The organism is Streptomyces sp. Ncost-T10-10d, from assembly GCF_900091955.1.
Classification (GTDB): Bacteria; Actinomycetota; Actinomycetes; order Streptomycetales; family Streptomycetaceae; genus Streptomyces.
In genome coordinates, this window is record NZ_FMDF01000165.1 from 21,006 (window position 1) to 46,952 (window position 25,947).

At 69.8% G+C, this 25,947-nt stretch carries 25 protein-coding genes and 1 pseudogene; 18 read left to right on the plus strand and 8 right to left on the minus strand.

What is annotated here, in order from left to right; translation table 11 throughout:
- Window positions 1–49 precede the first annotated feature (49 nt).
- Window positions 50–379, plus strand: a complete 330-nt coding sequence (locus GA0115254_RS29515; RefSeq protein ID WP_093898335.1) for a putative quinol monooxygenase — start codon at window positions 50–52, stop codon at window positions 377–379.
- 74 nt (window positions 380–453) lie between these two features.
- On the opposite strand, the gene GA0115254_RS29520 is transcribed toward GA0115254_RS29515, so the two are convergent.
- Window positions 454–1,284, minus strand: a complete 831-nt coding sequence (locus GA0115254_RS29520; RefSeq protein ID WP_093898336.1) for an aldo/keto reductase — start codon at window positions 1,282–1,284, stop codon at window positions 454–456.
- A gap of 163 nt (window positions 1,285–1,447) precedes the next feature.
- Between GA0115254_RS29520 and GA0115254_RS29525 the strand changes: the two genes are divergently transcribed.
- The 6 genes and pseudogenes from GA0115254_RS29525 to GA0115254_RS29550 all read left to right on the plus strand — a co-directional run bounded on the left by GA0115254_RS29525 (window position 1,448) and on the right by GA0115254_RS29550 (window position 6,726).
- A complete protein-coding gene (locus tag GA0115254_RS29525; protein WP_093898337.1) occupies window positions 1,448–2,086 on the plus strand; it encodes a dihydrofolate reductase family protein in 639 nt (212 codons plus the stop codon).
- A 64-nt stretch (window positions 2,087–2,150) separates the two neighbouring features.
- Window positions 2,151–2,870: pseudogene (locus GA0115254_RS29530) on the plus strand (DMT family transporter); the annotation flags it as partial.
- A 148-nt stretch (window positions 2,871–3,018) separates the two neighbouring features.
- Complete coding sequence (locus GA0115254_RS29535; protein WP_093898338.1) at window positions 3,019–4,236, plus strand: sensor histidine kinase; 1,218 nt, start codon at window positions 3,019–3,021, stop codon at window positions 4,234–4,236.
- Window positions 4,237–4,309: 73 nt separating this feature from the next.
- Window positions 4,310–5,044: a response regulator transcription factor gene (locus tag GA0115254_RS29540; protein WP_176740346.1), complete on the plus strand. Its 735-nt coding sequence runs from the start codon at window positions 4,310–4,312 to the stop codon at window positions 5,042–5,044.
- A gap of 55 nt (window positions 5,045–5,099) precedes the next feature.
- The gene (locus GA0115254_RS29545; protein WP_093898340.1) at window positions 5,100–6,290 is read left to right on the plus strand and encodes a cytochrome P450 family protein; all 1,191 of its coding nucleotides are present in this window, start codon (window positions 5,100–5,102) and stop codon (window positions 6,288–6,290) included.
- Window positions 6,291–6,306: 16 nt separating this feature from the next.
- Complete coding sequence (locus GA0115254_RS29550; protein WP_093898341.1) at window positions 6,307–6,726, plus strand: PaaI family thioesterase; 420 nt, start codon at window positions 6,307–6,309, stop codon at window positions 6,724–6,726.
- Window positions 6,727–6,765: 39 nt separating this feature from the next.
- On the opposite strand, the gene GA0115254_RS29555 is transcribed toward GA0115254_RS29550, so the two are convergent.
- On the minus strand, window positions 6,766–7,803 hold the full coding sequence (locus GA0115254_RS29555; RefSeq protein WP_093898342.1) for a Gfo/Idh/MocA family protein: 1,038 nt from the start codon (window positions 7,801–7,803) through the stop codon (window positions 6,766–6,768).
- Between the two features lie 133 nt (window positions 7,804–7,936).
- Between GA0115254_RS29555 and GA0115254_RS29560 the strand changes: the two genes are divergently transcribed.
- From GA0115254_RS29560 to GA0115254_RS29595, 8 genes are all read left to right on the plus strand, one after another.
- Window positions 7,937–8,695: a GntR family transcriptional regulator gene (locus tag GA0115254_RS29560; protein WP_093898343.1), complete on the plus strand. Its 759-nt coding sequence runs from the start codon at window positions 7,937–7,939 to the stop codon at window positions 8,693–8,695.
- A 93-nt stretch (window positions 8,696–8,788) separates the two neighbouring features.
- The gene (locus tag GA0115254_RS29565; RefSeq protein ID WP_093898344.1) at window positions 8,789–9,799 is read left to right on the plus strand and encodes a sugar ABC transporter substrate-binding protein; all 1,011 of its coding nucleotides are present in this window, start codon (window positions 8,789–8,791) and stop codon (window positions 9,797–9,799) included.
- A 194-nt stretch (window positions 9,800–9,993) separates the two neighbouring features.
- On the plus strand, window positions 9,994–10,977 hold the full coding sequence (locus tag GA0115254_RS29570; protein ID WP_093898345.1) for a sugar ABC transporter substrate-binding protein: 984 nt from the start codon (window positions 9,994–9,996) through the stop codon (window positions 10,975–10,977).
- Window positions 10,974–12,026: an ABC transporter permease gene (locus GA0115254_RS29575; RefSeq protein WP_093898346.1), complete on the plus strand. Its 1,053-nt coding sequence runs from the start codon at window positions 10,974–10,976 to the stop codon at window positions 12,024–12,026. The genes GA0115254_RS29570 and GA0115254_RS29575 overlap by 4 nt, the downstream gene beginning before the upstream one ends.
- Window positions 12,023–12,883, plus strand: a complete 861-nt coding sequence (locus tag GA0115254_RS29580; protein ID WP_093898347.1) for an ATP-binding cassette domain-containing protein — start codon at window positions 12,023–12,025, stop codon at window positions 12,881–12,883. Before GA0115254_RS29575 ends, GA0115254_RS29580 begins: the two co-directional genes overlap by 4 nt.
- A gap of 136 nt (window positions 12,884–13,019) precedes the next feature.
- A complete protein-coding gene (locus GA0115254_RS29585; protein ID WP_093898348.1) occupies window positions 13,020–14,183 on the plus strand; it encodes an ROK family glucokinase in 1,164 nt (387 codons plus the stop codon).
- Window positions 14,184–14,197: 14 nt separating this feature from the next.
- Complete coding sequence (locus tag GA0115254_RS29590) at window positions 14,198–14,785, plus strand: hypothetical protein (RefSeq protein ID WP_093898349.1); 588 nt, start codon at window positions 14,198–14,200, stop codon at window positions 14,783–14,785.
- A gap of 36 nt (window positions 14,786–14,821) precedes the next feature.
- On the plus strand, window positions 14,822–15,103 hold the full coding sequence (locus GA0115254_RS29595; protein WP_141720939.1) for a hypothetical protein: 282 nt from the start codon (window positions 14,822–14,824) through the stop codon (window positions 15,101–15,103).
- 97 nt (window positions 15,104–15,200) lie between these two features.
- Here GA0115254_RS29595 and GA0115254_RS29600 read toward each other — a convergent pair whose 3' ends face one another.
- A complete protein-coding gene (locus tag GA0115254_RS29600) occupies window positions 15,201–16,070 on the minus strand; it encodes a LysR family transcriptional regulator (protein WP_093898369.1) in 870 nt (289 codons plus the stop codon).
- A 157-nt stretch (window positions 16,071–16,227) separates the two neighbouring features.
- A complete protein-coding gene (locus GA0115254_RS29605) occupies window positions 16,228–16,806 on the minus strand; it encodes a Dps family protein (RefSeq protein ID WP_093898351.1) in 579 nt (192 codons plus the stop codon).
- 243 nt (window positions 16,807–17,049) lie between these two features.
- On the opposite strand from GA0115254_RS29605, the gene GA0115254_RS29610 reads away from it, so the two are divergent.
- The 3 genes from GA0115254_RS29610 to GA0115254_RS29620 all read left to right on the plus strand — a co-directional run bounded on the left by GA0115254_RS29610 (window position 17,050) and on the right by GA0115254_RS29620 (window position 21,674).
- Entirely contained in the window at window positions 17,050–18,417 is a 1,368-nt protein-coding gene (locus GA0115254_RS29610; RefSeq protein WP_093898352.1) for a dihydrolipoyl dehydrogenase family protein, read from the plus strand.
- Window positions 18,418–18,467: 50 nt separating this feature from the next.
- On the plus strand, window positions 18,468–19,595 hold the full coding sequence (locus GA0115254_RS29615) for a low temperature requirement protein A (RefSeq protein ID WP_093898353.1): 1,128 nt from the start codon (window positions 18,468–18,470) through the stop codon (window positions 19,593–19,595).
- A 417-nt stretch (window positions 19,596–20,012) separates the two neighbouring features.
- Window positions 20,013–21,674 (plus strand): MFS transporter, encoded by a 1,662-nt coding sequence (locus tag GA0115254_RS29620; RefSeq protein WP_093898370.1) that lies wholly within the window; start codon window positions 20,013–20,015, stop codon window positions 21,672–21,674.
- A 121-nt stretch (window positions 21,675–21,795) separates the two neighbouring features.
- Here GA0115254_RS29620 and GA0115254_RS29625 read toward each other — a convergent pair whose 3' ends face one another.
- From GA0115254_RS29625 to GA0115254_RS29645, 4 genes are all read right to left on the minus strand, one after another.
- On the minus strand, window positions 21,796–22,197 hold the full coding sequence (locus GA0115254_RS29625) for an SsgA family sporulation/cell division regulator (RefSeq protein ID WP_256102840.1): 402 nt from the start codon (window positions 22,195–22,197) through the stop codon (window positions 21,796–21,798).
- A gap of 610 nt (window positions 22,198–22,807) precedes the next feature.
- Window positions 22,808–23,623 (minus strand): carbohydrate ABC transporter permease, encoded by an 816-nt coding sequence (locus tag GA0115254_RS29635; RefSeq protein ID WP_093898355.1) that lies wholly within the window; start codon window positions 23,621–23,623, stop codon window positions 22,808–22,810.
- An 11-nt stretch (window positions 23,624–23,634) separates the two neighbouring features.
- A complete protein-coding gene (locus GA0115254_RS29640; protein ID WP_093898356.1) occupies window positions 23,635–24,624 on the minus strand; it encodes a carbohydrate ABC transporter permease in 990 nt (329 codons plus the stop codon).
- Window positions 24,596–25,849 (minus strand): sugar ABC transporter substrate-binding protein, encoded by a 1,254-nt coding sequence (locus GA0115254_RS29645; protein WP_176740348.1) that lies wholly within the window; start codon window positions 25,847–25,849, stop codon window positions 24,596–24,598. Before GA0115254_RS29645 ends, GA0115254_RS29640 begins: the two co-directional genes overlap by 29 nt.
- Window positions 25,850–25,947: the final 98 nt, after the last annotated feature.

Below are 25,947 nucleotides of genomic sequence, written 5' to 3' on the forward strand. Positions count from 1 at the left end.
CGGGTGTGCCCGATCGGTCCGCATCCAAGGCATATGGGACCCTAGGGGCATGATCTTCATCGCCGTCAAATTCACCGTCCACACCGCCGACCGCGACAACTGGCTCCCGGCCGTCGAGGACTTCACCCTCGCCACCCGGAAGGAGCCCGGCAATGTGTTCTTCGAGTGGTCGTACAGCGTCGAGAACCCGGACCAGTTCGTCCTGCTGGAGGCCTTCGCCTCTCCCGAGGCCGGGGAGGCCCATGTGAAGTCGCAGCACTTCGCCGCGGCGATGGACACGATGGCGGATCTCGTCGCCCAGACTCCGGAGATCATCAACGTCGAGGTACCGGGCGAGGGTTGGTCCCGGATGGCGGAGCTCACCCCGCGCTCGCGGTGATCCGCACGTCGGTGTGTCCGTGCCGAGTGACGCGGACACGGCGGCACGACCGCACACCGACGCGACAGGCCCCCTCAGTACTCCTCGTGGACCTCGGGATCCCCGCCGAACCGCTGCCGCGGCCCGGCCGAGATGCGGGCCAGCTCGTCCGCCGTCAGCTCGAAGCCGAACAGGTCCAGGTTCTCGCGCTGCCGCCCCGGATCGGCCGACTTGGGGATCGGTACGGCACCGAGCTGGGTGTGCCAGCGCAGCACGGCCTGAGCGGGCGTCACACCGTGCGCGTCGGCGACGGCGACCAGCTCCGGGGCGGCCGGCAGATCGCGCCCGCGGCCGAGCGGGCTCCAGCTCTCCGTGACGATGCCCTTGGCGGCATGCGCGGACCGCAGCCCTTCCTGCGGCATGCGCGGGTGCATCTCGATCTGGTTGACGGCCGGCAGCACCCCCGTCTCCTGCTCCAGCCGGTCGATCTGGGCCGCGGTGAAATTGGAGACGCCGATCGAGCGCACGAGACCGTCCTCGCGGAGCCGGATCAGCGCCTTCCAGGTGTCGACGTACAGACCGAGCCGGGGCAACGGCCAGTGGATGAGATACAGATCCACGTACTCCAGCCCGAGTCTGCGCCGCGACTTTTCGAACGACGCCAGCGTCGGCTCGTAGCCGTGATGCCGGCCCGGGACCTTGGTGGTGACGAAGACGTCCTCCCTCCGCACGCCGCTGCGGGCGATCCCGCGGCCGGTACCGGTCTCGTTGCCGTAGCTCAGTGCGGTGTCGACGAGCCGGTAGCCGAGGCCCAGGGCCCCGGCGACGGCCTTCTCCGCCGCGTCGTCGCCCAACGGCCAGGTGCCGAGCCCGACGGCGGGAATGGCGCGGCCGTCGTTCAGGGGGTGAACCGGGGTCTCGGTCATGATTTCCCTTTTTGTTCGGAAACCTTACTGACCAGGGTAGGGCGGGCCGGGGCGCGGGGCCCGGGAACGGGTTTCTGCCGGGTGGACCGATGAGTTCCGGACGAGAGTGGGGTCACAAGGGGGAAGCGATCGATTCCGGACCAGGCGAAGGACCATAAGGACCATGACGAAGCTGACTCTCACCACATTTCTCTCGCTCGACGGAGTCATGCAGGCGCCCGGCGGCCCCGACGAGGACACCAGCGGCGGGTTCGAGTACGGCGGCTGGCTCGTACCGTTCGCGGACGAGGGCATGGGGCAGTTCATGACCGAGGTGTTCGACCGGTGCGCTGCGTTTCTGCTGGGCCGCTGTACGTACGACATCTTCGCCGGACACTGGCCCAAGGTGACCGACCCCGACGACCCGATCGCCGGCCGCCTCAACCGGTACCCCAAGTACGTCGTCTCGACCACCCTGGAGAAGGCGGACTGGCAGAACACGACCGTCATCTCCACCGACGTCGTCGAGGAGGTCGCCCGGATCAAGGAGCGGACGGACGGCGGCGAGCTCCAGATCCACGGAAGTGGCTCCCTCGCCCGGTCCCTGATGGCACATGACCTGATCGACGAGTACAACCTCCTCGTCCACCCGGTCGTGCTCGGCCGGGGCCGCAAGCTCTTCCCGGACGGCGGGCTGCCGACCGCCTTCGAACAGACCGAGGCACGCACGACCCCGAACGGCATCTCGATCCACACCTACCGGCCCACCGGCCGCGCGCAGTTCGGATCCTTCGCCCTTTCCGACCCTCAGCCGGAGGCGTAGCGCATCGCCGGCGCGCGTACGGTCGCGACGACCGCGGCCCTCGACATCGGTCGGCTGCTGCCGGCGGCGACAGCAGGCGGCGCAGTGGCGGGGCGCCGGTCTGCTGGGTCTGGTCCTCAACGGGATCTTCCTGGTGGAGACGTACGGCGTCGTGCACACCTCGGCGACCAACGCCGGGCTCATCATCAGTCTCACCGTGATCTTCACTCCGCTCGCCGAGGCCGCCGTCACCCGCGTCCGGCCGCCCAGGGCCTTCCTTGCCGCCGCCGGGGTCTCGGTGGCCGGTGTCGCGCTGCTGACCCAGGGCGGCGGATTCACCGCCCCGTCGGCGGGCGATCTGCTGATGCTGGTGGCCGCCCTCGCCCGTACCGTGCATGTGCTGCTGATGGCCCGCATCAAGTCGGTGCAGGGGGCGGACTCGCTGTCGCTGACCACGGTCCAGCTCGGCAGCGCGGTCGCCGTCTTCGCCGTGCTCGCCGCCGTGCCCGGCACCGGCGAGGCGCCGTGGACCGTGGCCGCCGGGTTCGGCGTCCGGGAGTGGGGCGGGCTGCTCTTCCTCTCCGTCTTCTGCACGCTCTTCGCCTTCTTCGTACAGATGTGGTCGGTACGCCGCACCTCGCCGTCCCGGGTCAGCCTGCTGCTCGGTACGGAACCGCTGTGGGCCGCCGCCGTGGGCATCGCGATCGGCGGTGAACGGCTCGGCGTCCTCGGCATGGTGGGCGGGGTCCTGGTCCTGGTGGGGACGGGCTGGGGCCGCCGGGCGGTGACTCCGGCTGCTCCTTGAGCCGGCCGGCCGCCGCACCACCGCTCAAGACCGCAACCCCGACCACCGGACTGCCGCACTCCGCCGAAAGTCTCGCATCCCGCAACTTTGGTGGCTTCCTGGGACCGAACCTCAGGGAACCGCGCCTGACCTGGGTATTTTTTGCCGTATGACGCGTACGGAGTACCGCTGGCTGCTGCCCTCGGCGATGGCCGACCCCGAACTGTCCGGTGACCAGGGCGGCCACTCGCGGCGCACCGTGCGGGACTGGATCGTCGACATCACCGCCTTCCTCTGCGCGGCGGGGATCGGCCTGCTCGCGGCGGCGACGATCGAGGCCGACCGCACCACCTCCGACGGCGTCCTCTTCGTCGACTGCCTGATCGGAGCAGTCGCCTGCTGCGCCCTGTGGGTACGGCGGCGGTGGCCGGTCGGCCTCGCGGTGGGCCTGATTCTGGTCTCCACCGTCGAACCGGTCGCGGCCGGGGCCATGCTCGTAGCCCTGTTCAGCGTCGCCGTGCACCGGCCGGTCCGCCCCGTGGCGGCCATCGGGGTGCTCGCTCTGGTCACCGCCCCCGTACAGCCGTATCTACGCCCCGACCCGAGCAGCTCGCTCATCGAGTCGACGGTCATCGGTGTGCTGATGTCGCTGCTGGTGCTCAGCTGGGGCATGGTCGTACGGTCCAGACGCCAGCTCGTCGTCACGCTCCGGGAGCGGGCCCGCCGGGCCGAGACCGAGGCCGGGCTCCGCGCCGAGCAGGCGCAGCGGCTGGCCCGCGAGGCCATCGCCCGTGAGATGCACGATGTCCTCGCCCACCGGCTGACCCTCCTCAGCGTCCACGCCGGCGCCCTCGAATTCCGCCCCGACGCACCCCCGGCCGAGGTGGCTCGGGCCGCCGGGGTCATCCGGGACAGCGCACACGAGGCCCTCCAGGACCTCCGCGAGATCATCGGCGTCCTGCGCAGCCCGGGTGAGAGCGACGGCGACCGGCCGACACCCACCCTCGCCACCCTGGACGCGCTGATCGCCGAGTCCCGTCTGGCCGGGATGAAAGTCACCCTCGACAACGACATCACCGATCCCGCCGCGGCCCCCGCCGCCACCGGCCGCACGGTCTACCGCATCGCCCAGGAGGGCCTGACCAACGCCCGTAAACACGCACCGGGCGCCGAGGTCACCGTCACGGTCACCGGCGGCCCGGGCGACGGACTCACCGTCGAGGTAAGCAATCCGGCGCCCACCGAACCGTTCGAGCAGGTCCCCGGCTCCGGCCAGGGGCTCATCGGCCTCACGGAACGTGCCACCCTGGCCGGCGGCCGCCTCGACCACGGTCCGGCGGCGGACGGCGGCTTCGGCATCCGCGCCTGGCTGCCGTGGTCGCCCTGACCGCCGGACGGTCCGGGGCGGACGCAAGGATTCCCGGCCCATCCGGTGTCCGGACCTGACTACGGTTGGCATCATGACCGCCCCGACCCCCATGGATCCCGTGGTGCAGCCCGTCCGGCTGCTCATCGTCGACGACGACCCGCTCGTACGGGCCGGTCTCGCTCTCATGCTCGGCGGCGCCGACGACATCGACATCGTGGGGGAGGCGGCCGACGGCTTCGAGGTCGCGGATCTCGTCGACCGGCTCCGCCCCGATGTGGTGCTGATGGACATCCGGATGCCGGTCATGGACGGGCTGACGGCGACGGAGGCACTGCGGACCCGTCCCGATGCCCCGGAGGTCATCGTCCTGACGACATTCCACGCCGACGAACAGGTGCTGCGGGCCATCCGCGCCGGAGCCGCCGGCTTTGTCCTGAAGGACACTCCTCCGGCCCAGATCGTCGACTCGGTGCGGCGGGTGGCGGCCGGTGATCCGGTGCTGTCGCCCGCGGTGACCCGCCGGCTCATGGCCCGAGCCGCCGGGACCGGGCCCGGCGGCGGCCGGGACGGCCGGGTGGACCGCGCCGACCGGGCACGACGGCTGATCGCCACGCTCGCCGACCGGGAACGCGAGGTCGCGATCGCCGTCGGACACGGCCGCTCCAACGCCGAGATCGCCGCCACGCTCTATCTGAGCGTGGCGACCGTGAAGACGCAGGTGTCCCGGATCCTGGCCGAATTCGATTTCAACAACCGTGTCCAGATCGCGCTGTTGGTACACGACGCAGGCCTGCTGGACGACGACGGCGCAGCCCCGGCGACATAGGCTGAACCGGTCGATCGCGAGCGATCGAGCCGATCAGACCGGGAGGGGCGATCCCATGTCCGATGCCAGCAGCCACGTCGATGTCGATCTGCGCGGAGTCAAGGACTTCACCGCGAATCCCTATCCGTACTACGAGAAGCTGCGTGCCGCAGGTCCCGTGCACACCATCCGCACCGACGAATTCGAGCGGATCTGGCTCGTGGTCGGGTACGGCGAGGGCCGCGCAGCACTTGCCGACCAGCGGTTCGGCAAGGAGTGGCAGGGGCTGGTGGACCGGCCCGAGGGGAACGATCCGATCTTCGCCAACATGCTGGAGCTGGACGCACCCCATCACACCCGGCTGCGCAAGCTCGTCACCCGGGAGTTCACCGCACGCCGGGTCGAGGCCCTGCGCCCGCGCGTCCAGCAGATCACCGACGAGCTCCTCGACGCGATGGTGCCCGCCGGGCGCGCCGATCTCGTGGACGCGCTCGCCTTCCCGCTGCCGATGACCGTCATCTGCGAACTGATCGGCGTGCCGGACCTGGACCGGAACACCTTCCGCAAACTGTCGAACGACGTCGTCACCCCGTCCACGCCGGAGCAGGAGCGCGAGGCGGTGGTCGCCATGGGCGTGTACCTCGCCGAGCTCATCGAGGACAAGCGGTGCTCGCAGGGTGACGACCTGATGAGCGCCCTGGTCAGGACGCGTGACGAGGAGGGGGACGGGCTGTCGCCCGACGAGCTCGTGGGCATGGCCTTCCTGCTGCTCGTCGCCGGCCATGAGACCACGGTCAACCTGATCTCCAACGGAGTACGGGCATTGCTTCACCACCCGGACCAACTGGGCGCACTTCGGGCCGACTTCGGCCTGCTCGACGGCGCGGTCGAGGAGATGCTGCGCTATGACGGACCGGTGGAGACCGCCACGTTCCGCTTCCCCCGCGAACCGGTCGAGATCGGGCAGCGGGTCATTCCGGCGGGCGAGCCGGTTCTGATCTCCCTGGCGGGCGCCGACCGCGACCCCGGCCGCTATCCGGAACCGGACCGCTTCGACATCCGCCGCGACACCCAGGGCCACCTGGCCTTCGGACACGGCCTGCACTTCTGTCTGGGGGCACCGCTGGCCCGGATGGAAGGCCGGATCGCGATCCGTACGCTGCTGGAGCGGTGCCCTCGTCTCGCACTGGACGTGGACGCCGGGAAGCCGGACTGGCTCCCGGGGATGCTGATCCGTGGGGTACGCGAGCTGCCCGTCCGCTGGTGAGGTAAAAAGCTCTGTCATGACCGGACTTGATTTGCAGATGGCGCAGAAGGTCCTCGACAGCCAGCCGTTCAGCGGGCTCGTCGGGGCGCGGATCACCGCCTTCGGGGACGGATCCGCCACACTCGAAGTGGACATCCGTCAGGAACTCCAGCAGCAGAACGGCTTTCTGCATGGCGGTGTCCTGGCCTACGCCGCCGACAACTCGATCACCTTCGCCGCCGGGACGACCCTCGGGCCGGCCGTGCTGACCGGCGGTTTCTCCATCCAGTACATACGGCCCGCCACCGGCCGCACGCTCATCGCCCACGCGGATGTCGTGCACACCGGCCGCCGTCAGGCCGTGGTCCGCTGCGAGCTGTTCGCCGCGGCGGAGGACGGGGCGAAGACCCTCTGCGCGGTCGCCCAGGGGACCGTGCTGTCCGCCACACCGTCCTGAAGTGCCTTGACCGCGCCCCGGCGCTCGGCCGGCGGCAGTTCATCCCGCGGCGCGAGCGCCGGACCGGACGGCTGCCGCGTCGGCGATCTCCGCGATCCGCACGGGGCGCCGCTCCCGGCGGGACACCTCGCACGCCTCCGCGATCAGCAGCGCGTACCATGCTTCCCGCCCGTCGCACGGATTGGGCAGCTCGCCCCGCACCACCCGTACGAACGCGTCCAGTTCCGCCTCGTACGCCGGGGCGAACCGCTCCAGGAAGCCCGGCCAAGGGCTGACCGGTGCGGCTGGGCCCTGCGGCTCCGCCGAGGTGACCGGTGTCCGGCCGTCCAGGCCGACCGTGATCTGGTCCAGTTCGCCCGCCAGTTCCATCCGCACGTCATAACCGGCGCCGTTGCAGCGGGTGGCCGTCGCCGTGGCCAGGGTGCCGTCGTCGAGGGTCAGCAGGGCCGCCGCCGTGTCGACGTCGTCGGCCGCCCGGAACATCTCGGGCCCGGCATCCGATCCGGTGGCGTACACCTCGGTCACCTCGCGGCCCGTCACCCATCGCAGCATGTCGAAGTCATGGACCAGACAGTCCCGGTACAGCCCCCCGGAGAGCGGCAGATACGCGGCGGGCGGCGGCGCGGGGTCCATGGTCATCGCCCGTACGGTGTGCAGCCTGCCCAGCACCCCTGCCCGCACGGCGGTGCGCGCCGCTCCGTACCCCGCGTCGAACCTGCGCATGAAGCCCAGTTGGAGAACGCTCCCCGCCCGGTCGACCTCGCACAGCGCGCTCAGTGTCCCCGGCAGGTCCAGTGCGATCGGTTTCTCGCAGAACGCGGGCAGTCCCGCCCGTGCGGCCCGCCCGATCAGTTCCGCGTGCGCCGAAGTGGCCGAGGCGATCACCACGGCGTCCACCCCCGCGCCGAACATCTCGGCTGCGCTGTCCGTGGCCGTCGCACCGACGCGGTCCGCGACCTCGGTGGCCCGCGCCCGGTCGGTGTCCGTCACCACCAGGGCGTCCACCTCGGGATGGCGGGCCAGCACGCCCGCGTGGAAGGAACCGATCCGACCGGTGCCGATGAGTCCGATACGCATGGACCCAACGTGCCGCCCACCGACTGCTCTGTCAACTATATGTCCTGACAAAGTGCGAGTTTGTTCGGTGTTCATGCTGTCCGGACAACAGAACGACCTGACTACCGGAGGTTCTGAGGGATACCCTCCACGCGTGCCCAAACCCACCACCGACCCGGCCGCACTTGAACTCGGCGTGGACCGCTCCAGTCCGGTTCCCCTCTACTACCAGCTGGCCCAGCAGCTGGAAGCGGCCATCGAGCAGGGCCGGCTCGCCCCCGGCAGCCTCCTCGGCAACGAGATCGAACTCGCGGCCCGGCTCGGCCTGTCCCGGCCCACCGTCCGCCAGGCCATCCAGTCACTGGTCGACAAAGGGCTGATGGTCCGTCGTCGCGGCGTCGGCACCCAGGTCGTGCACAGCAGGGTCAGGCGCCCGCTCGAACTGAGCAGCCTGTACGACGACCTGGAGGCCGCGGGCGGGCACCCCACGACCCGCGTCCTGCGCAACACCGTCGAGCCCGCCGACGCCTCGGTCGCCGACGCACTCGCGGTCGCGGAGGGCACCGACGTACACCTCGTCGAGCGGCTGCGGTACGCGCACGACGAGCCGCTGGCACTCCTGCGCAACCACCTGCCCCTCGGGATCGTCGACCTGGGCACCGAACGGCTGGAAACCACCGGCCTCTACCGGATGATGCGAGGCGCGGGCATCACCCTGCACAGCGCCCGCCAGACCGTCGGCGCCCGGCTCGCCACCGTCGACGAGGCGGCCTCACTCGGCGAGGCCGAGGGGGCCGCACTGCTGACGATGGAACGCACCACCTTCGACGACACCGGGCGGGCGGTCGAGTTCGGCTCCCACATCTACCGGGCCTCGCGCTACTCCTTCGATTTCCAGCTGCTCGTGCGTTGACGACGGCCACGGGGCCCGTTGACGTCCGAGGCGCCCAGCGCTAGAACTGCCGCCAGCCGCACTCGGGCGGCGGGGAGAGAGGGCGGACCCACGATGCGCAGCTTTCGCAAGTCGGCAATCCTGATCGCCACGACCGCCATCGGCATCGGCCTCACCGTCACCGGATGCAGCAGCTCCGGAGGCAAGAGCGCCGAGGAGAGGCCCCGGGAAGCGAGCGGCAGCGGGGGCAAGGCGGTCTCCACCCCCCGGATGAAGATCGCGATGGTCACGCACTCCGGAGAGGGCGACACCTTCTGGGACATCGTGCAGAGCGGCGCGAAGCAGGCGGCGGCCAAGGACAACGTCGAGTTCCTGTACTCGGCGAACAAGGAGGGCAAGGAACAGGCCCAGCTCGTCCAGGCCGCCATCGACCAGAAGGTCGACGGCATCGTTGTCACCCTCGCCAAGCCGGAAGCGGTCAAGGACGTCGTCGCCAAGGCCGTGAAGGCCGGCATACCCGTCGTGACCATCAACTCGGGCGCGCAGTTCTCCAAGGAGATCGGCGCGCTCGGGCACATCGGACAGGACGAGAAGGTCGCGGGTGAGGCCGTCGGCGAGGAGCTCGATGCGCGGGGCCGCAAGAAGGCCGTCTGCGTCATCCACGAGCAGGGCAACGTGTCGCTGGAGGAGCGCTGCGCCGGTGTGCGCAAGACCTTCAAGGGCACCGTGGAGAACCTCAATGTGGAGGGCACCAATATGCCCGCCTCCACCTCCTCGATCGAAGCGAAGCTCCAGGCCGACAAGGGCATCGACGCGGTCGTCACCCTGGGTGCACCCTTCGCCGCCGCCTCCGTCAAGGCCAAGGAGGGCTCCGGCAGCAGGGCGGAGGTCGACACATTCGATCTGAACGCCGAGGTCGTCAAGCGGCTGAAGGCCGATGAGGTCGGCTTCGCCGTCGACCAGCAGCCCTACCTCCAGGGCTATCTCGCCATCGACGAACTGTGGCTGAACAAGACCAACGGAAACGTCATCGGCGGCGGAAAGCCGGTGCTCACCGGCCCGGCGATCGTCACTGCCGACGACGTGCCGCAGCTGGAGGAATACACCGCGCGCGGCACCCGATGACCGTCCCGCGCGCCGCCGTGCACACCCCGTGCCGACATACGTGCCCCGCCCCTGCCGGGCGGCGCCGTCGGCGGCTCGGGGATACTTGGCCAGCCGGGCAGGGAGTGAAACGTCTCCAGCCCCACCAAGCAGCACAGCGAGCAGCACAAGAAGGGCACGGCGTCGTGGCAAGGGTTCGGACAGGGGTACGTGCGATGGGCGCCGTGCTTGCGGCGGTGCTCGGGGCTTCCCTCGTGGGATGCAGCAGCACCGGTGGCAAGCGGGCGGAGGAGCGCGCGGCCCAGGCCGCAGCCGAGGGCCGGTCCGCGGTGAACACGCCCCGATGGACCTTCGCCATGGTCACCCACTCGGGCGACGGCGACACCTTCTGGGACATCGTCCAGCGGGGCGCCGAGCAGGCGGCCGTCAAGGACAACATCAAGTTCCTGTACTCGCACAACGACGAGGCGCAGCAGCAGGCCCAGCTCGTCCAGGCCGCCATCGACCAGAAGGTCGACGGGCTGATCGTCACACTCGCCAAGCCCGACGCGATGAAGGACGTCGTCGCCAAGGCCACCAAGGCCGGTATCCCGGTGATCACGGTGAATTCGGGCTCCGCGGAGTCCAAGCGGTTCGGCGCGCTCACGCATATCGGCCAGGACGAGTCGATCGCGGGTGAGGCCGTGGGCGACGAGCTCAACGCGCGGGGCCGCAAGAAGGCCCTGTGCATCCTGCACGAGCAGGGCAACGTCGGCCATGAGCAGCGCTGCGCCGGAGCGAAGAAGACGTTCGACGGGCAGATGCAGAACCTGTACGTCGAAGGCACCAACATGCCCGACGTCCAGGCGTCCATCGAGGCGAAGCTCCAGGCCGACAAGAACATCGACGCGGTCGTCACCCTCGGCGCGCCGTTCGCGGACGCCGCCGTCAAGGCGAAGAAGACCGCGGGCAGCAAGGCCGAGATCGACACCTTCGACCTGAACGCCAAGGTCGCCACGGCGCTCCAGGACAAGACCCTCGGCTTCGCGGTCGACCAGCAGCCCTACCTCCAGGGGTACGAGGCCGTGGACCTGCTGTGGCTGTACCGCTACAACCGCAATGTGCTCGGCGGCGGACGCCCGGTCCTCACCGGCCCGCAGATCATCACCTCGAAGGACGCCGCCGAGCTGGCGCAATACACGAAGCGGGGGACCCGATGAGCACGGTTGCAGGACCGTCGGCCCCGGCCGGGGCCGACGAGCGGCTGCTGCGCACCTCGCCGCTGCGCAAACTGCTCGGCCGCCCCGAACTCGGCTCGGTGGTCGGTGCCGCGGCCGTCTTCATCTTCTTCTCGATCGTCGCCGACAGCTTCCTGCGTGCCTCCAGCCTCGGCACGGTGCTGTACGCGGCCTCCACCATCGGGATCATGGCCGCGCCCGTGGCGCTGCTGATGATCGGCGGCGAGTTCGACCTCTCCGCCGGTGTGCTGGTCACCAGCTCCGCGCTGATCTCGTCGATGTTCAGCTATCAGATGACGGCCAACGTCTGGGTCGGCGTTCTGGTGTCGCTGCTGGTCACCCTGGCCATCGGGGCGTTCAACGGCTTCATGCTGACCCGTACCAAACTGCCGAGCTTCATCATCACGCTCGGTACGTTCCTGATGCTCACCGGCCTCAATCTGGGCTTCACCAAGCTGATCAGCGGGACCGTGTCGACGAAGTCCATCGCCGACATGGAGGGCTTCGACTCGGCCCGGCAGGTCTTCGCCTCGCAGTGGACCATCGGCGGCGTCGAGCTGAAGGTCACCATTCTGTGGTGGGCCGTGCTCGTCGCGGTCGCCACCTGGATCCTGCTCCGCACCCGCTTCGGCAACTGGATCTTCGCGGTCGGCGGCGAGGCCGACGCGGCCCGCGCGGTCGGCGTACCGGTGATCCGTACCAAGATCGGGCTCTACCTCGGGGTCGCCTTCGCCGCCTGGGTCTCCGGGCAGCATCTGCTGTTCTCGTTCGACGTGGTGCAGTCCGGCGAGGGCGTCGGCAACGAGCTGATCTACATCATCGCGGCCGTCATCGGCGGCTGTCTGATCACCGGCGGCTACGGCTCCGCGATCGGCTCCGCGATCGGTGCCTTCATCTTCGGCATGACCAGCAAGGGCATCGTGTACGCGGAGTGGAACCCGGACTGGTTCAAGTTCTTCCTCGGAGCCATGCTGCTCCTGGCCACCCTGCTCAACGCATGGGTACGCAAGCGCGCGGAGGCGACGAAATGACGGCCCCCCAGGCACCGGCCGACCGGGAGACGTCCCATCGGGCGCTCGTCGAGCTGGATCACGTCAGTAAGTTCTACGGCAACATCAAGGCCCTGACGGACGTCTCGCTGGAGGTCCACGCGGGGGAGATCTCCTGCGTCCTCGGCGACAACGGCGCCGGCAAGTCCACCCTGATCAAGATCATCGCGGGGCTGCACCGGCACGACGCGGGGACCTTCCTCATCGACGGCGAGGAGACCACCCTCGCCAACCCGCGCGACGCCCTCGACCGCGGCATCGCCACGGTCTACCAGGACCTGGCCGTCGTCCCCCTGATGCCGGTCTGGCGGAACTTCTTCCTCGGCTCCGAGCCGACCACCGGCGCGGGCCCCTTCAAACGCCTCGACGTGCGGCTGATGCGCGAGACGACCCGCTCCGAGCTGCTGCGCATGGGCATCGACCTGCGCGACGTCGACCAGCCGATCGGCACGCTCTCCGGCGGTGAGCGCCAGTGCGTCGCGATCGCACGGGCCGTCTACTTCGGCGCCAAGGTCCTCGTCCTGGACGAGCCCACCGCCGCGCTCGGCGTCAAGCAGTCCGGGGTCGTCCTCAAGTACGTCGCGGCCGCCCGCGACGCGGGACTCGGCGTGGTCCTCATCACGCACAACCCGCACCATGCGTATCTCGTCGGCGACCGGTTCGTCCTGCTCAAGCGGGGCGCCATGTCCGGCAGCCACACCAAGGCGAGCATCACTCTGGACGAGCTGACCCGCCAGATGGCGGGCGGCAGCGAGCTCGAGGAGCTCAGCCACGAGCTGGAGCGGGCCCCGGGTCCGACCCATCTGGGCGGCCACCGGGTCGCCGACGACCCCCAGTAGTCCCGGGCCGGTACCGGCCCCCGAGAACCCGGTCCGCCAGCCGCGGTGCCCCGGCAGTGGCAGAATCGAGCCCGACGGGCGAAGTCCGCCGCCGGGAGCACCGCCCCCGGTCCCCCCACCAGACCCCGCAGGGACGATGAGCACGTACCGCGACTTCACACACCGCGGCTCCGCCCGCGCCACCGTCCTGCGGACCGTAGGCACCCGGGAGCGGCGCTCGCACCTCACGGCGCCGCGGGTACCCACCGTCGGCATCGACATCGGGGGCACGAAGGTGATGGCCGGCGTCGTCGACGCCGACGGCAACATCCTGGAGCAGCTGCGTACCGAGACGCCGGACAAGTCCAAGAGCCCCAAGGTCGTCGAGGACACCATCGTCGAGCTGGTCCTGGACCTCTCCGACCGGCACGATGTGCACGCCGTGGGCATCGGGGCGGCCGGCTGGGTCGACGCGGACCGCTCCAAGGTGCTCTTCGCCCCGCACCTCGCCTGGCGTGACGAACCGCTGCGCGACGCCCTCGCCTCCCGCCTCGTCGTCCCCGTCATGGTCGACAACGACGCCAACACCGCCGCCTGGGCGGAGTGGCGCTTCGGAGCGGGCCGCGGCGAGGACCACCTCGTCATGATCACGCTCGGTACCGGCATCGGGGGCGCGATCCTGGAGGACGGTCAGGTCAAGCGCGGCAAGTACGGCGTCGCCGGTGAGTTCGGACACATGCAGGTGGTGCCCGGCGGGCACCGCTGCCCCTGCGGGAACCGCGGCTGCTGGGAGCAGTACAGCTCCGGCAACGCCCTGGTCCGAGAGGCCAAGGAGCTGGCCGCGGCGGACTCCCCGGTGGCGCACGGCATCATCGAGCGGGTCAAGGGGAACATCCCCGATATCACCGGGCCCCTCATCACCGAACTGGCCCGTGAGGGCGATGCGATGTGCGTCGAACTCCTCCAGGACATCGGCCAGTGGCTCGGCGTCGGCATCGCCAATCTGGCCGCCGCGCTCGACCCCTCCTGCTTCGTCATCGGCGGCGGCGTCAGCGCCGCCGACGACCTCCTCATCGGCCCCGCCAGGGACGCCTTCAAGCGCCACCTCACCGGCCGTGGCTACCGCCCCGAGGCCCGCATCGCGAAGGCGCAGCTCGGCCCGGAGGCAGGTATGGTCGGCGCCGCCGACCTGGCCCGGCTGGTGGCCCGCAGATTCCGCCGTACCAACCGTCGCCGTGTCGAGCGGTACGAGCGGTACGCACAGATCTACGACCAGGCCGCGAGCACCATCCGTAACACGCGCAGCACTCGCACCTCCTAGGGATCGTCACAGACATGACCACAGCCGAGCACCCCGTTCTGCCGCGCCAGTCCTCGCCGCCCGACGACAAGCCGCCGCAGGACCGGCGCCGGGTGATCCGCCGCCGCCTGATCACGGCGACGATCATCGTGCTGCTCATCGGCATCCCGGCCGGCTATCTGCTGATCTCCGCGGGGCAGAGCCGCCGCTCCGGCCAGAACAAGGAGGCCGAGGCGTCCGCACAAGGGCTCAGGGAGGGCTGGCCGTCCCGGATGCAGCGCCGGATCTTCGAGCTGCCGATGCCCGGCAACGCCCTGGACGTGCAGTACTACGAGACCAACAACTGGAAGGCCAGTCGGCTGTACGTGGAGTTCCGTACCACGTCCGCCGGGCTCGACCGGTTCCTGAGCCGGCTGGGCAGCGGCCGCGCCGCCCTGGAGACCGGCAAGGTCAGCATCGGCGACCGCGACCAGAAGATCACGGGCTGGAGCTTCGGCCCCGGCGTCGAGTGGGCGGGCACCACGCACACCAACAAGGACCCGCGGCCCACCCAGGACATCACCGTCGACATGTCCGATCCGATGAACCCTGTCGTATATGTCGCATCTGCGGCGACCCCCTGACCGGAGGCCGACGGATTGCTCACCATCCTGGAGCAAGTGAGCGACGCCAGTGACATGAATACCCCGCAGCCCGTACCGGTCCCGCAGACCGCGCGTGTCCCGCAGACCGCACAGCAGGGGCAGCCGGTACCCGCCGCCCCGCAGCCGGGGCACCAGGAGCGGCCGGTGGAGCCCGCGGCGCCCGTACCTCCCGTACGGATTCCGCCCACGGCCCAGGCCCTGCCCGTCCACACTCTGCAGTACCGGTTCGACGGCCCTGGGGACGCACCCGTCCTCGTCATCGGCCCGTCGCTGGGCACCACATGGCACAGGTCGTGACGACCGTCAGGGGCCGTCCAGCGGATCCAGGACAGGCGCTCAGTACCTGGTAGACGGCTGTGACGGCTGTGACGGCCAAGAGGCGCCCCAGCCGCCGTCAGGTGATGTGCCGCAGCAGCGCGGCGACCGCCGGTGGTGACTCGCCAGGAGGTCGTACCACCATGATCTTCCAGTTCGGTGCGTGCCGGTCGAACCGGTACTGGGGCAGATCGGGGAAGCGGTCCGCAATGGACTTGGGCATGATGCAGACGCCCAGGTCGTTGCGGACCAGTTCGGCTGCCGCGCCGATGTCGTTCACCTCGAACGTCGTGCTGCGGTCGACGCCCGCGGCCCGGAAGGCCCGGTCGACCGCGTGGCGGATGGCCCAGCCGGGTGTGAAGTCCACCAGGGGCAACTGGGCGATGTCGGCGAGCCGGACCTCGCCGTTCGGTGTCGCTCCGGCGAGCACCCGCCGGGGTGCCGCCAGCAGCACCATGTCCTCGCGGGACAACAGCCGGGTCGCGAGCCCGCGCTGCTGCTGGCGGTCGAGTGCCACCACGGCCAGGTCCACCGTGCCCTCACGCAGTGCCTGCCGGATGTCGGCGACGGCCGCCTGTCGCAGCTGCACGACCACGCCCGGATGCTCCGCACGCAGGGCGGCCAAGGCGTGATGGAGTCCCGCCCATACCCCCTGCATCGTGCCAACCGTCACCCGCCCGCGCAGCTGCCCCCGTACGGCATCGACGGCCTCCCGGGCCAGCTCGGCGGCCCGGAGCGTCGCGCGTGCGGCGGGGACGAACGCCTCGCCGGCCGGGGTGAGGGCGACGCGGTGTGTGGTGCGGTCGAACAAGGGGGTGCCCAGTTCGCGTTCGAGGGCCCGGACCGTGCTGGACACGGCGGACTGAACCACGTGCAGCTGCCGGGCCGCTGCCGTGAAACCACCCGTGTCCGCCACCGAGACGACGACCTCCATCTGCCGCAGATCCATCATCCGCTCCCGATCAAGCAGCGCTCCGTCCGGCGTGAGGGCGACGGGCTTCGATCTTGGCTACATCGTATGCGGACGACGCGGCGTCGTGTGGGTGCGCGGTCATGCCCCTGCAGGCGCCCGGTCCCCTACGACGGTCCGAAGCCGCCGCCATTCCTCAGGCGCGGACGAGCGGGGTGTCGACCAGATGCTCGGCCAGGAACCAGGTCTGCAGTTCCCCGGTCCTGATCACCTGTGAGACCAGCAGATCGTTGGTGCCGTCGTCACCCAGCTCACCGGTCCGGGCGGCGGCGTCGTGGGCCTCGACGAGGATGGTCTCGTGGGCTTCCAGCAGCCGGGACAGCATCGCCGGCACTTCCTCCACCCCGTCCGGAGGCCGCGGGATCGATGTGATCTCCGCGACGTGCCTGGGGTCGCCCACCGCGACGCCGCCCAGGGACTGGACGCGTTCGGCGATGGTGTCGATGAGTTCGAGCTGTTCCCCCGCGTGCTTGTCCAGGACCAGGTGCAGCTGGTAGAAGGTCGCGCCGCGCATCAGCCAGTGATGCTTCTTGTAGAGGCCGTGGAGGATCTGAGTGTCCGCCAGGACCTTGTTCAGGCGCTGGCAGGAGTACATCCGCGCCTCGTAGGACAGACCGATCGGGAACTGCTTGACGGTGCCGAACTCCTGGATCACCTCGCCCCTCTGGTGCAGCCACGGCTGGCTGCTGCTCACGGGCTTGGAATTGGTGGTCATGGTCCGCCTCCTGTGGTGCCTTGCTGTGCGTACCCGAGTGACGTTAGGTGCCCCGACGCAGGGCGCATTGACCGGGAGCGCATGCGGTGGTGCCCGCCAGCGCACAGTGCGCGGTGTCCCGTGCCGGACGTTCGCTCCCGGGCAAGCATCCGTGCGCCGGCGGGCACGGGCCTTCGGTCGGCCGATCTAGCTTCGGCGGGACGGCCCACGTCCGTGGAGCCCGAGGAACGAGGAGAGGCAGGCATGAGCGCGAACGAGCAGGCGGATGTGGTGGTTGTCGGGCTGGGGCCGGGTGGTGAGTACGTCGCGGGCACGCTGGCCGAAGCCGGGCTGGACGTGGTGGGGGTCGAGGCGGAACTCGTCGGGGGTGAGTGTCCGTACTGGGGGTGCGTGCCCAGCAAGATGATGATCCGGGCCGGGAATCTGCTCGCCGAGGCGGGTCGGGTGCCCGCCCTCGCCGGTGAAGCGGTCGTGACACCGGACTGGGGCAGGGTCGCCGGGCGTATCCGCGACGAGGCCACCGACGACTGGAACGACCAGGTCGCCGCCGACCGTCTCGCGGCGAAAGGCGGTCGGCTCGTCCGGGGGACGGGCCGTCTCTCCGGGCCGCACCGGGTGGTGGTCGGCGACCGCACGTTCGAAGCCCGGCGCGGTGTCGTGCTGGCCACCGGCATGCGGCCCCGGATTGCCCCGGTGCCGGGCCTCGAGGGAACGCCGTACTGGACCAACCGGGATGCCATGGCGGCCAAGGAGCTGCCGGAGTCGATGGTCGTGCTCGGCGGGGGCGCCATCGGTGTCGAACTCGCCCAGGTCTTCGCCCGCTTCAAGTGCGCGGTCACGGTGATCGAGGGGAAGGACCGGCTGCTGTCGCAGGAGGAACCAGAAGCCGGGGAACTGGCTGCGGAGGTTCTGCGGGCGGACGGAGTCACCGTACTCACGGGTGCTCGGGCACGGCAGGTCAGCCATGACGGCACGGAGTTCACCGTCGGACTCGAGGGTGAGGGGGAGCCGCTGCGTGCCGAACGGCTTCTGGTCGCCATTGGGCGCCACGCCGACCTGGCCGCGCTGGCGGTCGACACGGTGGGGCTGGATCCAACGGCGGGAGCCGTGAACACGGACGGGCAGATGCGGGCCGGGGAGGGGCTGTGGGCGGTCGGCGACATCACCGGCCGTGGCGCCTTCACCCATGTGTCGATGTACCAGGCGCAGATCGCCGTCCGGGACATCCTCGGACAGCCCGGTCCTGGCGCCGATTACCGGGCGCTTCCCCGCGTCACTTTCACCGATCCGGAGATCGGGGCCGTCGGGTTGACGGAGCGGCAGGCGCGTGAGCGGGGGCTGCGGGTACGCACCAGTGTGCTGCCCATCGCCGTCTCCACGCGAGGCTGGATCCACGGGCCGGGCAACGAGGGGCTGATCAAGCTTGTCGAGGACGCGGACCGGGGTGTGCTGATCGGCGCGACGTCGGCGGGGCCGGCGGGAGGTGAGGTGCTCTACGGACTGAACGTGGCCGTCCACGCCGAAATACCCGTCGACCGGCTCCAGCACATGATTTACACGTACCCCACCTTCCACCGGACGGTCGAGGCCGCGCTCGGAGCCCTCCGCTGAGCCGCCCCCCGATCGCCCACGCGGCCGCGGTGCCCAGGCGATGGCGCACGATGCCGGGCCGCGACCCCGGTGAGCCGCACAGGGCCGCCACCTCGCTGGAGCTTCTCTTCGACCTGTGCTTCGTCATCGCGGTGGCGCAGGCGTCCGGGAGTCTGCACGAGGCGCTGACCGACGGGGAGTACGCCACCGGTGTCCTGCGCTTCGCTCTGGTCTTCTTCACCATCTGGTGGGCGTGGATGAACTTCACCTGGTTCGCTTCCGCCTACGACCCGGACGACGTCCTGTACCGGTTGACGGTGTTGGTCCAGATCACGGGGGCGCTCGTGCTCGCAGCCGGCGTTCCCCGCGCATTCGAGGAGGGTGACCTGCGGGTCATCACCATCGGATACGTCGTGCTGCGCACGGCGCTGGCCGCCCTGTGGCTGCGCGCCGCGTGGTCCGACCCCGCTCGGCGGGCGACCACCCTGCGCTTCGCCGTCGGAGTGACAGTGTGTCAGGTCGGCTGGGTCGGGCTGCTCGGTCTCCCGACCCCGGCGCGGCTGCCGGGCATTGTGGTGTTGATCGTCGCCGAGGTGTCCGTCCCGGTGTGGGCACAGTCCGCCGGGATGACCCCATGGCATCCGCGCCACATTGCCGAGCGCTACGAACTGTTCACCCTCATCGTCCTCGGAGAGTCCGTCGCGGCGGCCACGGTCGCCGTCCGGGGCGCCTTCGACCGGCACCACGGCACCGGTTCGCTGTACGCCGTGGCGGCCGGGGGCCTGTTCATGGTCTACGCCATGTGGTGGCTGTACTTCGCCAGATCCGCGCACACCCTGCTTGCCACGACGCACCAGGCCCACCGCAGGAGATTCACCTGGGCCTACGGCCACTACCTGATCTTCGCTTCGGCGACCGCCGAGGGAGCCGGCCTGGCCGCGTACGCCGATCACGTCACGCGTCGCACGGACGCCTCGCCGTTGGCCGCGGGCACGGCGGTCACCGTCCCCGCGGCTGTCTTCCTGATCACCGTCTGGGCCGTACACCTCCGGCCCCATCAAAGAACGGTGGCCGAGTGGATTCCGTATCCCGTCGCCGCGGTCGGCGTCCTGCTGGCCGCTTTCTTCCCGGCACCTGCCCTCGCCGCCGGCGCGCTGCTGGCGGTCCTGGTCGCGGTGGTCACGGTGGAGCGCCGGTGAAGAAGCCCGCAGCGAGATTGTGCTGGGACCGAAGGCCGCGTGGCGGCACTCACCGTGCGGTGAGTGCCGCCACGCGGCCGCCCTACCGCCCGCCGCCTCGTCAGCTCGTCGCGCGCACCGCATCGCGGATCGGATTGGCAGCCTTCTTGGGCCGGGACACGGCCGCAACGTGCGGGGTGCCCTCGACCTACGGCCACCGTCCTGAGCCGGGTACTGCTCGCCCCACGGGGCGCGGAACGTTGCGCAGGCCGGCCCGGGCAGGCTGTCGTGCACTGCGCTCAGGGGCCACAGGCGGTGCGCCCTCGGTCAACCGCCTTCCGCCGCCCACCCCTACAGTCGCCATCGGCTATGCCCGCACGGCGCCTGAGACATTGCCGGATGCAAGGTGTCCGCATCCTCATTCCGGTATGGACCAGCATGAGCACCGCAGTGTCACCGAAAGACCGCCCACGACCGAATTCGGCCTGGACCCCGTTCGCAGCGCGTGTCTTCCGCGCGCTGTGGATCGCGCAACTCGTCTCCAACATCGGCAGCTGGATGCAGACCGTGGGCGCACAGTGGCTGCTGGTCGGGCAGGATGCCGCACTGGTGACGCTCGTTCAGACCGCCTCCAGCCTCCCCGTCGTGCTGCTGGCCCTGCCTTCGGGCGTGCTGGCCGACCGTTACGACCGCCGCAGGGTGCTGCTGGCCGCGCAGTTCGCCATGCTCGCCATCTCCAGCGTGCTGACCGTCCTGGCGTTCGCGGATGAGCTCACTCCGGGGCTGCTGCTCAGCCTCACGTTCCTGCTGGGATGCGGCACCGCTCTGATGGGCCCGGCCTGGCAGGCGATCCAGCCGGAGCTCGTGGAACGCAGCCAGTTGGGACAGGCGGCCGCGCTCGGCGGCGTGAACATGAACCTGGCCCGCGCCCTCGGCCCGGCCGTCGGCGGAGCGGTGGTCGCGGCAGCGGGCGCGGGCTGGGTCTTCGCCTTCAACGCCGCGTCCTACCTCGGCATCGCCGCCGTTCTCACGCTGTGGAAGCGACCGCTGGCCCAGGCGCCCACGGCTGAGGGCGAGAAGCTCCTGACGGCCCTGCACGCCGGCCGCCGCTATGTGTGGTACGCGCCCGGAGTCCGCCGAGTCCTGCTGCGCACAGTGCTGTTCATACCCGGCGCAGCCGCGTTGTGGTCGCTGCTTCCCCTGGTCGCGAGCCGTTCCCTGGGCCTGGGTTCGGGAGGGTACGGACTGCTGCTCGGCGCGGTCGGTGTCGGTGCCGTCGGCGGGGCCTTCGTGCTGCCCGCCGTCCGCCGTGCTCTCGGCGTCAACGGCACTCTCGCCGCAGGCGCCCTCGTCTTCGCCGGAGTGCTGGCGGTACTGGCCACAGTCCGGATCCCGTGGCTCGCGGTGGTCGTGCTGCTGCCCGCCGGACTGGCCTGGATCGGCGTGCTGTCCATCCTCAACGCGGCCCTCCAGACGAGGCTGCCCGGCTGGGTAAGGGCCCGGGGACTCGCGGTGTACCTCCTGGTCTTCCAGGGTGGGCAGGCCCTGGCGGCACCTGTGTGGGGTGCGCTGGCCGATGGACTGGGACTGACTGTCTCCCTCCTGGTCGGCAGCGGGCTGCTCGTGGCCGGCGCGGTGAGCGTGCGACGCTGGCCGCTGCACGGCACGGACGCCATCGACCCGACCCTGTCCGACCATTGGCCCGTTCCGCCCCTGGTGTTCGAGCCCGGACCGGCCGACGGCCCGGTGCTGGTCTCCGTCGTCTACCGGGTCGACCCCGGGAACCGGGCAGCCTTCACCGACTGCATGGACGATGTGGCCCGTTCACGTCGGCGCACGGGAGCCCTCACCTGGGGGCTCTACCAGGACGGCAACGATCCGGAGCGGTTCATCGAGAACTACCTGGTCGCCTCATGGGGGGAGCATCTCGCCCAGCACCACAGCCGGCTCACGGCCACCGACCGCCGCTACGAGGAGCGGGCTCGCCGCCTGTTGGTGAAGGGCACTGCACCAGAAGTGACCCACGCATTCGATGCCGTCGCGGGGCCTGTGGTGCCCGAGAGGCAGGAGACTGCCGACGCGATGAACACGTCGGGGTGACGCCCACCGGGGGCCGGGCGGGGACAGGCGTGACCGCGTCGGACGACGCCAAATCCTGTCACCCGCTGGACGACATGTCGTAGCTGCATCGCCGTCTCCGGCGTCCTCGCCCCAGGCCGGTTCAGTCCCGCCTGCCAGTGAGCTCGGCGAGGGCACGGTCCATGTCGATGTGATGGCTCTCCGTTCCCGGCGGCACGAGCAGGACCGTCCGCCGCAGGAACTCGGCGACGGCTGACTCCGCGATCTCGATCAGCGCAGCGCCGGCGGCGGACCTCAGGAGGATGCGCAGGGAGTGCGGATGGCAACGGGGCCGGGGAGTCACCAGCACGTCTCCGGTACCGGTGGGCCGGCGCAGGCCCCCCGTGAGCAGCGAGCGGGCGAACACCCAGTCCACGGGTCTGGCCGCGGCTACGCCGAGGGAGAGTCGGACGGCGTAGGGGTCGGCCATGTCGTAGTGCAGCTCCGCGGGCAGCGGGGCCGGCGGTCTGTCCGGGGCGCTGACGTGCACTGTCATCTTGCACATGACCAACGATCGTCGAGGCTTGATCACTTCATTCCCCCACCAGGTCTGCAGGAGAGGAGTGGGTTTGGGAATTGCATCGCGGAATGCGCGAAATCGGGCATCGGGTTCAGGCATTGATGAGCCGCGCGGGTGACGGGGTCTGCGGGACCAGGCCTGGGCGTCCCGCCATTCACGGGGGGACATCCCGTAAGGTCCACGACGCTACGGGCCATCAGCTCGCTGCTGCGCGGCTGGTGGTTTCCGGCGCCGTCCTGCGTGACGAGTCGGCGCGTTCGCCGGGCGAACTGGCAGTCGCCGTCCACGGTGACGGCCTGGAGCCGGCCGAGTGACGCCCTACGGATCGTGCCGGAATACACCTCGTCGGGGACGGTGATGTCCACAGCACCGAACGTCCGGGACAGGGCTTCGCGCCAGGACGCCCGTCTGCGGGGGACGGGCAGCGAATCGATGGTGTGGAAGCTGCCGGGGGCGCTGCTTTCCTGGACATCCGGCGTCATGATCTCCGCCCTTCAACTGGTTGTGCCTTCCGAGACACCGTGCCAGCGGGCCCTGGGGCGGCACATCGCGTGAATCCGCTAGATCGGTCGGGGGTGCCGGACTGAGATGCCTCTCACTTGATGGCTCCGTCGGTGGCGGCGGTGGCGATGTAGCGCTGAGCGACGACGAGCAGTACGACGGCGGGCACGGACGCCATGACTGTGGTGGCCATGATGGCGTTCCACTGGGTCGTGTGGGCACCGATGTATTGGTAGACGCCCAGCGTGATCGGCCGAACCGCCTCCGTGGTGGTCAGTGTGAGGGCGAAGAGGAAGTCGCTCCAGGCGAAGAGGAAGGTGAAGACGGCGGCAGTGATCAACGCGTTGGTGCTCACCGGGAGCACCACGGAGCGGAAGACGCGCAGCCTGCCGGCGCCGTCCACGCGCGCGGCCTCGATGATCTCCCTGGGAATGCTCCGCATGAACGAACGCAAGACGATGATCGCGAAGGGGATCCCTGTGGTGGAGTCGGCGAGGATCAGCCCGAGGTAGGAGTTCAGGAGTCCCAGGTCGTTGTAGGCGCTGTAGAGCGCGTTGGCCACGACGATGCTCGGCACCATCTGTGTGATCAGGATGCCGAGAAGCACGAGGTCGGTTCCGCGGAGGGGGAACTGGGCCAGAGCGTAGGCCGCCGGCGCGGCGAGGCCGAGGCTGAGCGCCACGCTGCCGAGGGCCACGACGAGGCTGGTGACGAGGTTGCGTCCCTGATCGCACAGCGCGGTGGCGTATCCGCTGAGGTCCGGATGGAAGGGGAACCAGCCTCCCTGCAGTGTGTTGCCCGCCGGCTGGAGGGAGGCGTTCACCATCCAGTAGACGGGAAACAGCATCAGCGCGAGCAGGGCGATCCCGACGATGGTGGACGGCCGGCCACGGCCCGGTGCGCGCTTCACAAGTTCGTCTCTCAGAGGGTCCGGGCGCGTCGGTTGGCGCGCAGGTAGACGATGGCGAACGCGAGCGAGATGACGATGAGTACGTTGCTCATTGCGGCACCGCGCCCGAAATCGAACTGCTGAAAGGACAGTTCGTAGGACTGGGTGGCGATGGTCTCCGTGGCGTTGGCCGGCCCTCCGCCCGTCACCACGAGGATGATGTCCAGCACTTTGACCGTGTAGACCACGCCCAGCACCAGCACGACGCTCACCGTGGGCCGCAGCAGTGGCCAGGTGACATGGCGGAACGACGCCAGCGGTCCGGCGCCGTCCAGCTGCGCCGCCTCGTACAAGTGCGTGGGGATGTCCTGCAGGCCGCTGTACAGAATCGCGGTGTTGAAGGGGATTCCGACCCAGATGTTGATGAGGATCACCGACACCAGCGCCTGTGAGGTGCCGGTGAGCCAGGGGACTCCCGACGACGAGAGGTGGAGGCCGCGCAGCGCTGCGTTGACGACTCCCGTGTCGTTGTCGAGCATCCACCTCCACGTGGTTCCGGAGACGACCAGCGGCAGCAGCCACGGCAGCAACAGGAGCGATCGCAGAACGCCGCCGAGCGGGAAACGGCGCTGGAAGAACAGGGCGAAGGCCAGGCCGAGTGCGAACTGCCCGATGATCGAGCCGGCGGTGAACAGGACCGTGGTCAGCAGGGCCTTGGGGAACAGGTCCGACGAAAGGATCTCCGAGTAGTTCTGCAGCCCCACGAACGGCGCGGCACCCGTGTAGAACGTCGTGGTCGTGTACTGCTGGAAGCTCATCACGATGTTCTTGACGATCGGGTAGCCGAAGAACAGCAGCAGGTATGCCGCGGCGGGCACGATGAACATCCACTGGGCCAGCCGCTCCCCGAAGCGTGCCCGGGCCGCGACCCGGCTTCCCGCGGTGACGGCGCCGTCGTCCTGCCCGGTGACCGTCCGGAGGATCGGGGACAGATCAGTTACTGGTCGCGATCCGCTGCGCATGCCTGAGGGCTTCCTCCGGTGTCTGCTCGCCCGTCAGTGCGGACTGGATCGCGGTGTATATCCCTGTCGCTGCCTCGGGCCACTTGACGCCGAGCTCGCTGGTACGGGCGCGCGCCGCTTCCACGCTCTTGACGAAGGCAGCCATCGATGGGACCGGCTCGGCGTACTGGGCGGCCACCGCGGTGCGGGAGGGCACAGTGAAGTGCTGCTCGGCCAGGGTGAGCATGTTCGAGGAGTTGTTCAGGCAGGTGAGAACCTGGGCGGCCTTCTCCTGCCGGGCCTTGGAAGGGCTCTGCGGAAGCGTCCACACCTCACCACCGAGCGGTGTGACCGGGGTCTGCCCCGACCGGGGGACGGGGATGGGGGCCACTCCCCAGCGCAGGTTCCTGTCCTGGTTCAGGGCCGGGATCCGCCAAGGGCCGTTGATCATCATGGCTGTCTTTCCGGCGACGAACTGATCGTGGACGTCGGCCTGCGTCCAGTTCAGCACCGACTTCGACATGGATCCGCTCTTCACCAGGTCGACCCACAGCTGGAGTGCCTGTGCGGCCTGCGGGGTGTCCAACTGCTTCTCGTCCCCGCCGTTGGACCACAGGAAGGGCAGGAACTGCCAGGTGCCCTCGAAAGTGGCGTTCGCGTCGACCGCCATGCCGTAGCGCCCGGGACGGGTCAGCTTGGCTGCCGCCGCCTTCAGTTCGTCCCAGGTCCTCGGTACGGCGACACCGGCCTTGGCGAGCATGTCCTTGTTGTAGAAGAGGGCGATCGTGCTGACGTTGGGGGCCAGTCCGTACAGCTTTCCCTGGTAGGTGCCCGCCGACAGGATGCCCCTGGCGAAGCCGCTGGAGTCGATGCCGTACTTGTCCAGCGGGGTCAGCGCACCGGTCTGTGCGATCTGCTGCAGGTCGGGGTTGTCGAGCATCAGCAGGTCGGGAAGGGTCCGCGACGACGCCTGCTGCAGGACCTTGGGGATGAGAGACGCCCCCGGAACGCTTGTCTGCTCGACCCTCACACCGGCGGTCTTGCCGCACGCGGTGAGCATCTTGCCCCATTGGGTGTGCTCGGGTTCGTCGGTGTAGTAGTTGAGCGCGGTGATGGAGGTGACCCTGTCCGCGGCGGCCCCGGCGCCGGTTCTGCCGCCGCACCCGGTGGCGGCCAGCACCAGGGTGATGGTTCCGGTCAGGAGGGCGGCGATTCGCCGCGCCGGCGGTCCGGCCGGTGAGAGCATGCTGGTGCCTTTATCGAGTGACTGTCTGTGACCGGAGTCGATGTCGCGAGGGTGGGCGGACTTCAGGGGTTCCGTTAAAGTGGCCCAACCGGCCTCTT